The sequence below is a fragment of the Nocardioides sp. DN36 genome, from assembly GCF_055380375.1.
Window position 1 is genome coordinate 1,250,887 of record NZ_AP043823.1, and the last position, 13,018, is coordinate 1,263,904.

Annotated in this window: 11 protein-coding genes; 9 read left to right on the forward strand and 2 right to left on the reverse strand. The window is 72.9% G+C overall.

Translation table 11 applies throughout. The features are described from left to right. The first annotated feature begins 183 nt into the window (after positions 1-183). Positions 184-564 (forward strand): single-stranded DNA-binding protein, encoded by a 381-nt coding sequence (locus tag ACZ43H_RS06950; RefSeq protein ID WP_464588845.1) that lies wholly within the window; start codon positions 184-186, stop codon positions 562-564. Here the strand turns inward: ACZ43H_RS06950 and ACZ43H_RS06955 are convergent. Beyond that, positions 539-1,663, reverse strand: coding sequence for a DUF1015 family protein (locus ACZ43H_RS06955; protein WP_464588846.1), 1,125 nt, complete (start codon positions 1,661-1,663; stop codon positions 539-541). The two genes, ACZ43H_RS06950 and ACZ43H_RS06955, sit on opposite strands and share 26 nt — an antisense overlap. 48 nt (positions 1,664-1,711) lie before the next feature. Between ACZ43H_RS06955 and ACZ43H_RS06960 the strand changes: the two genes are divergently transcribed. From ACZ43H_RS06960 to ACZ43H_RS06995, 8 genes are all read left to right on the forward strand, one after another. Next, positions 1,712-2,710, forward strand: a complete 999-nt coding sequence (locus tag ACZ43H_RS06960) for an HAD-IIA family hydrolase (protein WP_464588847.1) — start codon at positions 1,712-1,714, stop codon at positions 2,708-2,710. Positions 2,711-2,740: 30 nt separating this feature from the next. Beyond that, complete coding sequence (locus ACZ43H_RS06965) at positions 2,741-2,998, forward strand: hypothetical protein (RefSeq protein ID WP_464588849.1); 258 nt, start codon at positions 2,741-2,743, stop codon at positions 2,996-2,998. Between the two features lie 4 nt (positions 2,999-3,002). Then, positions 3,003-3,842 carry a TlyA family RNA methyltransferase gene (locus ACZ43H_RS06970; protein ID WP_464588851.1) on the forward strand — a complete coding sequence of 280 codons (840 nt, stop codon included), beginning with the start codon at positions 3,003-3,005 and terminating at the stop codon, positions 3,840-3,842. Further along, on the forward strand, positions 3,839-4,822 hold the full coding sequence (locus ACZ43H_RS06975) for an NAD kinase (RefSeq protein WP_464588852.1): 984 nt from the start codon (positions 3,839-3,841) through the stop codon (positions 4,820-4,822). Before ACZ43H_RS06970 ends, ACZ43H_RS06975 begins: the two co-directional genes overlap by 4 nt. After that, on the forward strand, positions 4,815-6,566 hold the full coding sequence (gene recN / locus ACZ43H_RS06980) for a DNA repair protein RecN (RefSeq protein ID WP_464588854.1): 1,752 nt from the start codon (positions 4,815-4,817) through the stop codon (positions 6,564-6,566). Before ACZ43H_RS06975 ends, recN begins: the two co-directional genes overlap by 8 nt. An 85-nt stretch (positions 6,567-6,651) precedes the next feature. Further along, positions 6,652-7,857: a putative cytokinetic ring protein SteA gene (gene steA / locus ACZ43H_RS06985; protein ID WP_464588855.1), complete on the forward strand. Its 1,206-nt coding sequence runs from the start codon at positions 6,652-6,654 to the stop codon at positions 7,855-7,857. Next, the gene (locus tag ACZ43H_RS06990; RefSeq protein WP_464588857.1) at positions 7,854-8,723 is read left to right on the forward strand and encodes a copper transporter; all 870 of its coding nucleotides are present in this window, start codon (positions 7,854-7,856) and stop codon (positions 8,721-8,723) included. The genes steA and ACZ43H_RS06990 overlap by 4 nt, the downstream gene beginning before the upstream one ends. Positions 8,724-8,734: 11 nt before the next feature. Further along, positions 8,735-10,423 carry a CTP synthase gene (locus ACZ43H_RS06995; protein ID WP_464588859.1) on the forward strand — a complete coding sequence of 563 codons (1,689 nt, stop codon included), beginning with the start codon at positions 8,735-8,737 and terminating at the stop codon, positions 10,421-10,423. Between the two features lie 115 nt (positions 10,424-10,538). Here ACZ43H_RS06995 and pepN read toward each other — a convergent pair whose 3' ends face one another. Continuing rightward, positions 10,539-13,013, reverse strand: a complete 2,475-nt coding sequence (gene pepN / locus ACZ43H_RS07000) for an aminopeptidase N (RefSeq protein ID WP_464588861.1) — start codon at positions 13,011-13,013, stop codon at positions 10,539-10,541. Between the last annotated feature and the right edge of the window lie 5 nt (positions 13,014-13,018).

Below are 13,018 nucleotides of genomic sequence, written 5' to 3' on the forward strand. Positions count from 1 at the left end.
ACATTCAAGGTAGGGCCACCCCCACGGGGTGGCCCTACCTGCATTTACAGAGCAATTCATCCCTGCCCGGAGCCGACAAGTGTCCACAGCGACCCTCGAGGGCGGATCTCGTGCACAGGCCACGCCGGCGAACGACCTCGATGTCACCGCCAGGCGCTGGGATGTGCATGGAGGTGATGTGCGATGTCCGCACCGGCAACGAAGAAGAAGCAGGATCCCGGCGACCCCGAGGTCGCTGCCGTCAACGAGGTGCGCCTGGTGGGGCGCATCTCGGCCGCGCCCGAGGAGCGGATCCTGCCCAGTGGTGATGCGTTGTGGACCTTTCGGGTCGTCGTGCCGCGGCAGAGCATCCGGGCCGGGTCGCGTCAGACTGTGGACGTCCTCGAGTGCGTGGTCTGGGGCGGCCGGGTGCGCAGGTCGGTGACGAGCTGGCGCGAGGGGGACCAGGTCGAGATCACCGGCGCCGTGCGCCGGCGGTTCTTCCGCGCCGGCGGGGCGGCGGCGTCCCGGGTCGAGATCGAGGTGAGCGGGGGCCGGGTCACTCGTCGCGCAGCGAGCGGATGAGCACGCCCATGCTGGGCTTGGGCTGGAACGAGGTTGCCTTCTCCGGCAGCAGCCGGTCCGCGGCGACGATGCGGAGCACCAGATCGAAGTCGGGGGCGGGAAGCAGGATCGCGATCCCCGAGACCTGCGCCAGGTGCGCCATCGCGTCCTCCACCGAGTGGTGCCGACCGACCGTGGCCGGGTCGTGCACGAGGGCCGGAACCAGTTCTTCGTGGAGGATCTCCACGGCGGCGCGCGTGCGCGGCACGGCGAGCTGGAGGGTGGCCCAGTGGCTCCCGTCGGTGGCGACCAAGGTCTGGGGCCCCAGCAGGGCGACAGCCTCGGCCTCGGTGCAGGTCCTGAACCCCACGCCCCTGGAGGCAGCGGCGCTCTCGAGATCCGCGAGACCCACGCCGGGGAAGACCCGGTGGATGGCGCCGAGGAAGAGGGGAGTGTCGTCCTGGTCGACCAGCATGGCCAGGCCGAGGTCGTAGGCCCCACCGGGGTGCTGCTGCTGGAGCCGGATGTAGGCGGCGTACCGGTGATGGCCGTCTGCGATGAGCGCCCGAGAATCGGCCAGTGCTGCATCGAGGGCCGCGAGCTGGGCGGGGTCCCGCACCGCCCAGATCCGGTGCTGCTGGTCGCCGCGGTCGGTGAAGGCGTGGTCGGGAGGGGTGGCCAGCAGCCCGTGGATGATCTGCCTGGCCTCGGCGTGCCCGCGGTGCACGAGCAGGATGGGTGCCGGGTTCATCTCCATCTCGACCATGCGCTCGGCCAGCTCGGCCACCTGCAGGGGGTGGATGCCCTCGTGGGGGTAGACAGCGCGGTCGGCGCGGTCCAGGGCGCGGTGCGAGATGTCGAGGGCGCCGACCAGCCCCCGGACGGTGATCCCGCGCGAGGTGTACTCGTGCAGGTAGACGGCGGGTTCGGTGTCGTGCTGCACCTGCCCCTGCTGCTCCCAGCGCCGGAGTCGCCGCGTCACATCCCGGTAGGGTCGGGCGAAGGCCCGGGCTGCGCCGGGGTCACCGATGCGGGTGGGTGCCAGCATCAGGCCACGGAACGGCAGCAGGCGCAGTGGCCCGGCCAGGTACGGCGGGGTGACCACCAGGCTGTCGTCCATCGGAGCATCGTAGGGTGCCCCGAGGTCCGTACCCTTGAGGAGGTCTCCATGCTCGGCTCGTCCGACCGGCCGCTCTGCGACGCCTACGACCTGGCCATGCTCGATCTCGACGGCGTGGTCTACGTGGGTGGGGACGCCGTGCCCGGTGCTCCTGACCACCTGGCGGCGGCCCGCAAGGCGGGCATGCGGCTCGCCTTCATCACCAACAACGCGTCGCGGCCGCCCCAGCAGGTGGCCGAGCACCTGCGCGAGCTCGGGGTCGAGGCGCGGGACGCCGACGTGGTCACCTCGGCCCAGGCCGCCGCGCGCCTCCTCGTGGACCGGTTCGGACAGGGCGCGCACGTCGCGCTCCTGGGAGGCGCCGGGCTCGAGGACGCGTTGGTGGCCGAGGATCTGAAGCCGGTGTCCGTCCACGACGAGGCACAGGCGGTCGTGAGCGGCTACGGGCCAGACGTCGTGTGGCGCGACATCATGCAGGCGGCCGTACGGATCCGGGACGGCCTGCCCTGGGTCGCCTCGAACACCGACTTGACCTTCCCCACCGAGTACGGCGTGGCGCCGGGGCACGGCGTCCTGGTCAGGACCTTGACCTCGTTCAGCGGGGTCGAGCCCGTGGTCGCCGGCAAGCCCGAGCGGCCCCTGCTCGACGAGACGGTGCGCCGCGTGGGCGGTGACCGCCCGCTCATGGTGGGGGACCGGCTCGACACCGACATCACCGGCGCCGTCAACGCCGGCCTCGACTCGCTGCTCGTGATGACGGGGGTGACCGGCCTCGACGAGCTGGTCGGGGCCGACCCCGAGGAGCGTCCGACGTACGTCGCCGCGGACCTGTCCGGGCTGCTGGAGGCGCACGCCGCGCCCGAGGCGGACGGGAGCGACCCGGCTCTGGGTGGATGGACGGCGAGGGTCGAGGGCGGCCGGCTCGTCGTCGAGGGCGATGGCGACGTCTCCGACTGGTGGCGCGTGGTCGCGGCGACGGCCTGGCGCCACCTCGACGACTCCGGGGAGCCGGTTCGCGTCGACGACGTACGAGCGCCGCTGCCGTGAGCCGGCACGACGCGGGATAGTCTCGGGCCCATGAGTGAGGACCCGCAGGTGGCCGGCGCCGCCGAGCCGGCGCCCGACAGCGCCCGGCCCGAGCAGGTTCGGACCGGCGTGGACAGCGTCGACGCCGTCATCGCCGCTGTGGAGGAGCTCGAGGAGCGGCCGATCGAGGAGCACGTGGGCGTGTTCGAGACCGCCCACGAGCAGCTCCGCCGGGCGCTCGACTCCCAGCCCGGGCCCGAGAGGCCGGCCGCCGGTCGGCCCGCACCGCCGGCCGACCGGCCCTCCTGATCTCGTGCCACCCCGTCGTCTGCGTCTGGACGCCGAGCTGGTCCGACGCGGCCTGGCCCGATCTCGCGAGCACGCCAGCGAGCTGATCGCGGCCCGGCGCGTGAAGGTCTCCGGAGCCGTGGCGTCCAAGCCCGCGACCGGTGTCACCACCGACGTCGCCATCGTCGTGGCCGACGACCCGGACCGCCCGGACTACGTCTCGCGCGGTGGGCACAAGCTGGCCGGTGCGCTGGCGGCCTTCGAGCCCGCGGGCCTGGTCGTGAAGGGTCGCCGCTGCCTGGACGCCGGGGCCTCCACGGGAGGCTTCACCGACGTGCTGCTGAGGCACGGCGCCGCTCAGGTCGTGGCGGTCGATGTCGGCTACGGCCAGCTCGCCTGGCGGCTCCGGCAGGACGAGCGCGTCGTCGTGCACGACCGCACGAACGTACGAGAGCTGTCCGTCGACAGCATCGGCGGCCCCGTCGACCTCGTCGTCGGCGACCTCTCGTTCATCTCGCTGGAGCTGGTGCTGGACGCGCTGCTCGGGGTGACTGCCGAGTCGGGTGACCTGGCGCTCATGGTCAAGCCCCAGTTCGAGGTCGGCAAGGAGCGTGTCGGCAAGGGCGGCGTGGTCCGCGACCCGGCGCTGCGGGCCGAAGCCGTCGTCTCGGTCGCGGATGCCGCTGCCCGCCGCGGGTGGGGCGCACGGATGGTGACGACCAGCCCGCTGCCCGGCCCGTCGGGAAACGTGGAGTTCTTCCTGTGGCTGCGCCGCGGCCCGGCCGAGATCGACGCCGACCGGATCACGGAGGTCGTGCGGGCTGCCGCACCGTTGGGGGTGCCGGGTGAGAAGGTGGAGCCGTGAGCGACCACCGACCAGCCGACCAGACGGCCGACGACGTCACGGGCCGCCGCGTCCTGCTGCTGGCGCACACCGGGCGTGACGAGGCCCGCGAGGTCGCGCGCGCCTTCTGCAAGGCACTGACCGGTCACGGCATCACGGTCCGGCTGCTGGCCGCCGAGGCACAGGACCTCGACGTGGAGACCGGTCAGTTCGACCCGCCGCTGGAGATCGTGGCCGACGAGGACGGTGCCGGGGTCGACTGCGAGCTCGCCCTCGTGATCGGGGGCGACGGGACCATCCTGCGGGCCGCCGAGCTCACCCACGCCAGCGGTACGCCGGTGCTGGGCGTCAACCTCGGGCACGTGGGATTCCTCGCCGAGGCCGAGCACGACGACGTCGAGTCCACCATCGACGCGATCGTGCACCGGCGCTACACGACCGAGGAGCGGCTCACGCTCGACGTCACCGTCCACCGTGACGGCGAGGTCGTGTTCAGCACGTTCGCGCTGAACGAGGCGAGCGTCGAGAAGGCGGCCCGCGAGCGGATGCTCGAGGTCGTCGTGGAGATCGACGGCCGGCCCCTGTCGCGCTGGGGCTGCGACGGTGTGGTCTGCGCGACACCGACCGGCTCCACGGCGTACAACTTCAGTGCCGGCGGCCCGGTCGTCTGGCCCGGGGTCGAGGCCCTGCTCATGGTTCCGATCAGTGCGCACGCGCTCTTCGCCCGGCCGATGGTCGTCGCGCCGACGTCCGTGCTGGCCGTCGAGCTGCTCGCGCGCACCGAAGGCGCCGGGGTGCTCTGGTGCGACGGCCGTCGCGCGGTGGACCTGCCGCCCGGCGCGCGGATCGAGGTCCGGCGCGGGCACAGCCCGGTGCGGCTGATCCGCCTCCACGAGGCGCCGTTCACGGACCGGCTGGTCGCCAAGTTCGGGCTGCCGGTCGAGGGGTGGCGCGGCTCGAGCGAACGACGTCGCCGACTGGCCGAGGGACACGATGCTTGAGGAGATCCGGATCGGCTCGCTGGGGATCATCGAGTCCTCCACGCTCGAGCTCGGACCCGGCCTGACCGTCATCACCGGTGAGACGGGCGCCGGCAAGACCATGATCGTCACCGCCCTCGGCCTGCTGCTCGGCGGTCGTGCCGACAGCGGCGCCGTGCGGTCGGGTGCCAGGGCAGCCAGGGTCGAAGGTGTGGTCCGCGTCGACGGCCTCGCCCCCTTCGCCGCCGCGGTGGAGGACGCCGGCGGCGAGGTCGAGGACGACCGGGTCGTGCTGGCGCGCAACGTGGCCGCCGAGGGGCGGTCGCGGGCCTTCGTCGGAGGGGCCGCGGTGCCGGTCTCGGTGCTGCAGGACGTGGCCGAGCCGCTGGTGGCGGTCCACGGACAGTCCGACCAGCACCGCCTGCTCCGCGCGCGGGCCCAGCGTGAGGCCCTGGACCGCTTCGGCGGGCAGGCCACCGCCGAGCTGCTGGCCACCTACACCGACCTCTACCAGCGCCTCGGGGCCACCGAGCGAGAGCTCGACGAGGTCGTCACGACGGCACGGGACCGGGCACGGGAGGCCGACCTGCTGCGCTTCGGGCTCGGCGAGATCGAGGCGGTCTCGCCCGAGCCCGGCGAGGACGCCACGCTCGCTGCGGAGGAGTCCCGACTCGGCTTCGCCGACACCCTGCGCACCGCCGCCGAGCAGGCGCGCGAGGCGTTGTCGAGCGAGCAGGACCAGCCGGACGCGCTCGCGACCACCGCGGCCGCCCGCACCCAGCTGGACGGGGTGCGGGAGCACGACCCGGAGGCAGGCGAGCTCGCCGACCGGCTCGCCGAGATCACCTACCTGCTGTCCGACGTCGCCGCCGACGTGGCGTCGTACGCCTCCCGGGTGGAGACCGACCCGGCGCGCCTGGCCGCAGTGTCCGAGCGCCGGGCCGCGCTGACGGCGTTGACCCGCAAGTACGGCGACACGGTGGACGAGGTGCTGGCCTGGGCGCAGGCCTCGGCGACCCGGCTGCTCGAGCTCGACCACACCGACGAGCGGATCGAGGAGCTGCGGGTCGAGCAGGAGCGCCTGCGTCTCGAGCTGGGTCTGGCCGCGGCTGCGCTCTCCGAGGCGCGACAGTCCTCGGCGACGAGGCTGGCCGAGGAGGTGACCGCCGAGCTGACCCTGCTGGCCATGCCGCACGCCCGCATCGAGGTCGCGGTCCGGCAGAGCGAGGTCAACGAGCCCGACCAGGACGGTCGGTCGCCGCTGCGGGTGGGGGAGCGCTGGCTGCGCTTCGGCCCCTCCGGGGTGGACGAGGTGGAGCTCCTCCTCGCTGCCAACACCGGCTCGGAACCGCGACCGCTGCACAAGGGTGCCTCCGGCGGTGAGCTGTCCCGCGTGATGCTGGCCCTCGAGGTCTCCCTCGCCGGCACGAGCCCGGTCCCGACGTTCGTCTTCGACGAGGTCGACGCCGGTGTGGGCGGCGCCGCCGCGGTCGAGGTGGGACGCCGGCTGGCCCGGCTGGCCCGCGACGCGCAGGTGCTGGTGGTGACCCACCTGCCGCAGGTCGCGGCGTACGCCGACCGGCACGTCGTGGTCGCCAAGTCCAACGACGGAACCGTCACGAGCTCCGGCCTGAGCGTCCTCGACGCGGGGGAGCGGGAGCGCGAGCTCTCTCGCATGCTCGCCGGCCTTACCGACTCCGACACCGCGCTGGCGCACGCGCGCGAGCTCCTCGAGGTCGCCCAGCCGGCCCGGGCATTGGGCTGACCAGGGGGCTGACCCGCGGCGCCGACGCGCCCGGCCGCAGGGGTTCCCCGATCGTCCCCCACCGGGCTGGGAGGATGAGGCGGTCATGAAGCTGCCCGCACGACAACGCCCCGCCCCTGCTCCCCCCGGCATCGTCGGCACGGCCCGCGTCGAGCGACGCACCCGCAGCCTGTTGCCCCGACTCCGCTCCGGCGACATCGCCGTCCTCGACCATCTCGACATGGACCGCGCGACCGCACAGGCCCTGGTCGACACCGGGGTGGTGGCCGTGGTCAACGCCTCGCCCATGATCTCCGGGCGGTACGCCAACCTCGGACCCGAGCTGCTCGCGGACGCGGGAGTGCTGCTCGTGGACGGGATCGGCCTCGACGGGCTCGGTGCCGTCAAGGACGGGTCCCGGGTCCGGCTGCACGAGGGCACCGTCCTCGTCGAGGACGAGCCGGTCGCGTCCGGCCGCGAGGTCGGCGGCGACGCCGTCCGCGCGGAGATGGCGCAGGCGCGCACCGGGCTGGCCACCCAGCTCGAGACGTTCACCCACAACACGACCGAGTTCCTGCGCCGCGAGGAGGACCTCCTCCTGCACGGGCGCGGCCTGCCGCGGGTGTCGACCCGGATCGAGGGACGGCCCGTGGTCGTGGTCGTCGCCGGCCCGGACCACGCCGCCCAGCTGCGTGCGGTCCGCTCCTACGTCCGTGAGCAGCAGCCGGTCCTGATCGGGGTCGAGCGCGGCGCCGAGATCCTGCGCGAGGCGGGTCACCGAGCCGACATCGTGGTGCTGGACGCCCGGACCGACGAGGCGGATCGGCCCTCGGCGCGCACGCTCCGTGGAGCTCGAGACGTCGTGGTGCGGGTCGACCGGGGTGGCGACAGGTCGGCGACCGAGCAGCTGGAACGCCTCGGCGTACGTCCCCTCCGTCTCGAGACCGGAGCGACCGCGGAGGACGCGGCCGTCGTGCTCGCGGACAGCGCAGGACCGTCGATCATCGTCGGCGTCGGGCTGCACGCGACGCTCGACGAGTTCCTCGACCGTCAGCGTCCCGGCCTGGCCAGCACCTACCTCACCCGGCTCAAGGTCGGCCCTCGCCTCGTCGACGCCGACGCGGTGCCGCGGCTCTACAGCGGCCGGGTCCGTCCCCGCCATCTCTACCTCGTGATGCTCGCGGGCCTGGTCGCCCTGGCGGTGGCCATCTCCGTGACACCGGTCGGCGGGGAGTGGTTCGACTCCCTGGGGGCCCAGCTCTCCGACCTCCTCAACACCCTCGTCGTCAACGCCCAAGGACCTCTCTCGTGATCTCCTACCGACACCACGTCGTCTCGCTGGTCGCCGTGTTCCTCGCCCTCGCGGTCGGGGTCGCCCTGGGCGGGGGACCGCTCAGCGAGCTGGGCCGCGACGACACCCCGGCCTCGGCGCAGACCAGGGCCCGGGCCCAGGACGCCCAGCGGGTGGCGAGCTTCGGCGACGACTTCGCGACCGCCGCCGCAGGGACGCTGTACGGCGACCGGCTGCAGGGGCAGACCGTGTCGGTGCTGACCATGCCCGGCGCCGACGGCGACGTGGTGAGCGGGCTGGCGGCGCAGGTCGAGGCTGCCGGCGGAAAGGTCGCCGGCACGTACGCCGCCGAGCCGGCGCTGGTCGCCGCCTCGGAGAAGTCGCTGGTCGACACGCTGGGCAGCCAGCTGATGACCCAGCTCGACGACGGGACCGTCCCGGCGGACGCCTCGACGTACGACCGCATCGGCCAGCTCCTCGGGATCGCGGTGTCGGGCGACGCCGTCTCGTCGGACGAGGCCGTGTCGATCCGGCAGAGCCTGGCGGGCGCGGACCTGGTCACCTCGCCCGAGAACGCCAGCCGGGCGCCCCTGCTGCTGGTGGTGCTGGGCGACGACAGCGCGGACGACGCGATCCTGTCCGGCCTGCTCTCCGGTCTCGCCGCGACGACGACCGGCGTCGTGGTGGCCGGTGATGCCGCGTCGGGCCTCGACGGCGACCTGCGCGGCCTGCGGGGCGAGCCGGTCGCCGATGAGGTCACGACCGTCGACAGCGCCGACAGCGCCGTGGGTCAGGTCACGACCGTGCTGGCACTGGCCCGTTCGCTGAAGATTCCGGGTGGCTCCTTCGGTGCGTCGGGTTCGGACGGAGCGGTTCCCCTCGGGTAGGATGGAACTCCGTGAAGCAGCCGACGCCCACCAAGCACGTATTCGTCACCGGAGGCGTCGCCTCCTCTCTGGGCAAGGGGCTGACAGCCTCCAGTCTGGGCAACCTCCTCAAGGCACGCGGCCTCCGCGTGACCATGCAGAAGCTCGATCCCTATCTCAACGTCGATCCCGGGACGATGAACCCGTTCCAGCACGGCGAGGTCTTCGTCACCAACGACGGTGCCGAGACCGACCTGGACATCGGGCACTACGAGCGGTTCCTCGACACCGACCTGGGCCAGATCGCGAACGTCACCACCGGGCAGGTCTACTCCTCGGTGATCGCCAAGGAGCGCCGCGGCGACTACCTCGGTGACACCGTGCAGGTGATCCCGCACATCACCAACGAGATCAAGGACCGGATCCGCGCCATGGGCGGTGACGGGGTTGACGTGGTCATCACCGAGATCGGCGGGACCGTCGGCGACATCGAGTCGCTGCCCTTCCTCGAGGCCGCCCGCCAGGTCCGCCACGACATCGGCCGGGACAACTGCTTCTTCATCCACGTCTCGCTGGTGCCGTTCATCGGTCCCTCGGGCGAGCTCAAGACCAAGCCCACGCAGCACTCCGTGGCCGCCCTGCGGTCCATCGGCATCCAGCCCGACGCGGTGGTCTGCCGCGCGGACCGCGAGCTGCCCGAGAGCATCAAGCGGAAGATCTCGCTGATGTGCGACGTCGACGAGGAAGCGGTGGTCACCGCCGCGGACGCCCCGTCGATCTACGACATCCCGAAGGTGCTGCACCGCGAAGGCCTCGACGCCTACGTCGTACGACGCCTGGACCTGCCGTTCCGCGATGTCGACTGGACCACCTGGGACGACCTGCTGCGCCGGGTGCACCACCCCCAGGAGGAGGTCACCGTTGCGCTGGTCGGCAAGTACATCGACCTGCCCGACGCCTACCTCTCGGTCAGCGAGGCGCTGCGTGCCGGCGGCTTCGCCCACGAGGCGAAGGTGAACCTGCGCTGGATCCCGTCCGACGAGTGCGAGACGCCCGCGGGCGCGGCCCGGCAGCTCTCTGACGTCGACGCCGTCTGCGTGCCGGGCGGGTTCGGCATCCGCGGCATCGAGGGCAAGCTGGGGGCGCTCACCTACGCGCGGACCCACAGGATCCCCACGCTGGGCCTGTGCCTCGGCCTGCAGTGCATGGTCATCGAGTACGCCCGCAACATGGCCGGTCTGGAGAAGGCTGCGTCCACCGAGTTCGACCCCGACTGCCCCGAGCCGGTCATCGCGACCATGGAGGAGCAGAAGAGCTTCGTCGAGGGGGCCGGCGACCTGGGCGGCACCATGCGGCTCGGGCTGTACCCGGCCGTGCTCGCCGAAGGATCAGTGGTGCGCGCGGCGTACGGCGAGACGAACATCGAGGAGCGCCACCGGCACCGGTACGAGGTCAACAACCAGTACCGCGACCAGCTGGAGTCAGCCGGACTGGTCTTCTCCGGGACCAACCCCGAGCTGGGCCTGGTCGAGTTCGTCGAGCTGCCCCGCGAGGTGCACCCGTACTACGTGTCCACCCAGGCCCACCCCGAGCTCCGCTCGCGCCCGACCCGGCCGCACCCGCTGTTCGCGGGCCTGGTCGGGGCTGCGATCGAGCGACAGAGGGAGCTGCGGTTCCCCCTCGACGAGAGTGGGCTGCGTCGCAAGGACGACGAGGACTGAGGCAGCACGTCGAGTCGGCGCAAGCTCGCCGAGCTTGCGCCGACTCGACCTGTTTTCCTGACGAGCTTGCGCCGACTCGACCCGTCTTTCTGACGAGCTTGCGCCGACTCGACTCTCAGCCGCGGGCGCGCAGCACCCGGCCGAGCGTGTCGCTCCCGACGAGCAGGGTGGATCGGACCGTGGGGTTCTGGCCGGGCTCGTCCGCGATCGCCCGGGCGCGGTCGATGAAGGCCTGGTCGGCCGTCGTCGGCATCATTGCGCGCATGAGCGACCCGAGGGCGAGCATCCCGCCGCCGTCGAGCGCGGTCAGCTCGTCGAGGTAGCGGTGCGCCCAGGGCACGAGCAGGTCGTGCTGCACGGGTCGCCAGAAGCACTGCGCAAGCCCGGACAGGGGTGCGCCGGCGGGGATCGAGCGCTTCTCCCAGACCTCGGCCCACACCTCCGCCTTGGCCTCCTCCTCCGGTCGGGCCGCGGTGACGCCCAGCGCGCGCACCCGGGCGTCCGGGTCGGGGTCGCGCTCGAGCAGCGCCGCGACCGCGTCCGCGTCGTGCTCGCCCAGCGCCGCCCGGCGTACCTGGATCCTCCACGCGAGGTCGAGGTCGTCGGCGGCGGCCTCCTCCAGCACGGCGACGTGGTCCTCACGGGTGGCGGCGGCCGCGAGGGTGCGCAGCGCGGCCGCGCGCAGCTCGGTGTGCTCGGCGAGCGCCGCCGCGGAGTCGGCGACGCGGGCCAGCTGGGTCGGCACCGAGACCGCTGGGGTCCACTGCTCGGCCGCGCGCAGGGCCAGGGCGAGGAACGGCTCGACGACGCCGGGGCTGCGCTCGGTGCTCAGCACGCCGAGCACGCAGGTCAGCAGCTCGTCGGTGGACAGCTCTCCCTTGAGGAGCATGTCCCAGGCCGTCGAGACGGCGAGTGCGCGCGCGAGCGGGTCGGGCAGCTGCCCGGCGGAGTCCAGCAGCGTGCGGAGCGACCGCTCGTCGGTGCGCACCGCTGCGAAGGTCAGGTCCTGGTCGTTGAGGAGGTACAGGTCGGCGCCCTCGGGCAGGTCCGCCACGGGGGTGCGTGAGCCGGAGGTCTCGACGTGCGTCGTGCCGACCTTCTCGAGGCCGGCTCCCTTCCGGCCGCGGCGGTAGACGCCGATCTCGAGGTGGTGCGGCCGCGGCTCCTCGCCATCGGGGCCGTTGGCCACCACCTGGGTGCCGCTGAGGACGAGCGTGTCGGTGCCCGCGCGGTCGAACCACGCCTCGGTCCAGTCGCCCAGGTCCCTGCCCGCGGCGTCACCCACCGCGGCCATCAGGTCGGCGAGCCGGGTGTTGCCCCAGGCGTGGTCGCGGAAGTAGGCGCGCAGGCCGTCGACGAACGCGTCCTCGCCGACGTAGGCGACCAGCTGCTTGAGGACGCTCTCGCCCTTGACGTAGGTGATCGCGTCGAAGTTGGCCATCGCCTGCGCGACGTCGGGGACGTCGCCGCGGATGGGGTGCGTCGCCGGGCTCATGTCCGTCCGGTAGCCCACGAGCTTCTCCCCGGCCAGGAAGGTCGCCCAGCCGTCGGTGTACGGCGTCGCGTTGACGGCCGCCCACGTGGCGGCCCAGGAGGCGAAGGCCTCGTTGAGCCACAGGTCGTCCCACCAGCGCATCGTCACCAGGTCGCCGAACCACATGTGCGCCATCTCGTGCAGGAGCACCGAGGCGACCAGGGCCCGCTGGCCGTAGGTCGGGGCGCTGCGGTGCAGGACCGAGTCGGTCCAGGTCACGCAGCCCCAGTTCTCCATGGCGCCGCCCATGTTGGGCACGAACACCTGGTCGTAGCGCTCCTGCGGGAACGGCTGGCCGAAACGCTCGCCGAAGAAGGCCAGGCCGGCCGCGGTGAGGTCGAGGAGCTCCTCGGCGTCGCGCTCGAGGAACTGCTTCAGCGACTGGCGGCAGTAGAGGCCCAGGCTGTGGCCGCCGCGCTCCTCGCGGATCTCGTGGAAGGGGCCGGCATTGACCACGACGACGTACGTCGAGAGCGGCGGGGTGTCGGGGAACGTCCAGAGCCGGCCGCCGTCGGCGTGGTCCGTCACGGACTCGGGGGCGCCGTTGCTGGTCACTGTCCAGGTGTCGGGAGCCAGCACGGTGAACCGGTGGGGAGCCTTGAGGTCGGGCTGGTCGAAGCAGGCCCAGGCCCGGCGGGCGTCGTCGGCCTCGAAGGACGTCCACACGTAGACGAGGCCGTCGGACGGGTCGACGGTGCGCAGGATGCCCGCGCCGCGCCCGGTGTCGGTCTGGGCTGAGGAGACGACCAGCACGTTGTCCGCGGCCAGGTCGGTGAGCGGGATGCGCCCGCCGGACACCGTGGACAGGTCGAGCTCCCGGCCGTTCAGGGTCGCCTGCTGCACCTCCGCGACGCAGTCCACGAAGGTGGTGGCGCCGGGCTCGGGGCAGCGGAACGTGATGGTCGAGGTCGACGCGAGGACGTCTCCCTCGAGGAGCCCGCGCAGGTCCACCTCGATGTCGTAGCGGTCGACCTCGAGCAGCCTGGCCCGCGCCTCGGCCTCCTCCCTGGTCAGGCTGCGGACACCGGACGTGGTGTGGCCGAGGGCCATGGACATGCCGT

Bases quoted from the DNA above. Each gene is read 5' to 3' on its own strand.
- ACZ43H_RS06950 (WP_464588845.1), top strand. From the start codon at position 184: ATGTCCGCACCGGCAACGAAGAAGAAGCAGGATCCCGGCGACCCCGAG.
- ACZ43H_RS06955 (WP_464588846.1), bottom strand. From the start codon at position 1,663: ATGGACGACAGCCTGGTGGTCACCCCGCCGTACCTGGCCGGGCCACTG.
- ACZ43H_RS06960 (WP_464588847.1), top strand. From the start codon at position 1,712: ATGCTCGGCTCGTCCGACCGGCCGCTCTGCGACGCCTACGACCTGGCC.
- ACZ43H_RS06965 (WP_464588849.1), top strand. From the start codon at position 2,741: ATGAGTGAGGACCCGCAGGTGGCCGGCGCCGCCGAGCCGGCGCCCGAC.
- recN (WP_464588854.1), top strand. From the start codon at position 4,815: ATGCTTGAGGAGATCCGGATCGGCTCGCTGGGGATCATCGAGTCCTCC.
- steA (WP_464588855.1), top strand. From the start codon at position 6,652: ATGAAGCTGCCCGCACGACAACGCCCCGCCCCTGCTCCCCCCGGCATC.
- pepN (WP_464588861.1), bottom strand. From the start codon at position 13,013: ATGTCCATGGCCCTCGGCCACACCACGTCCGGTGTCCGCAGCCTGACC.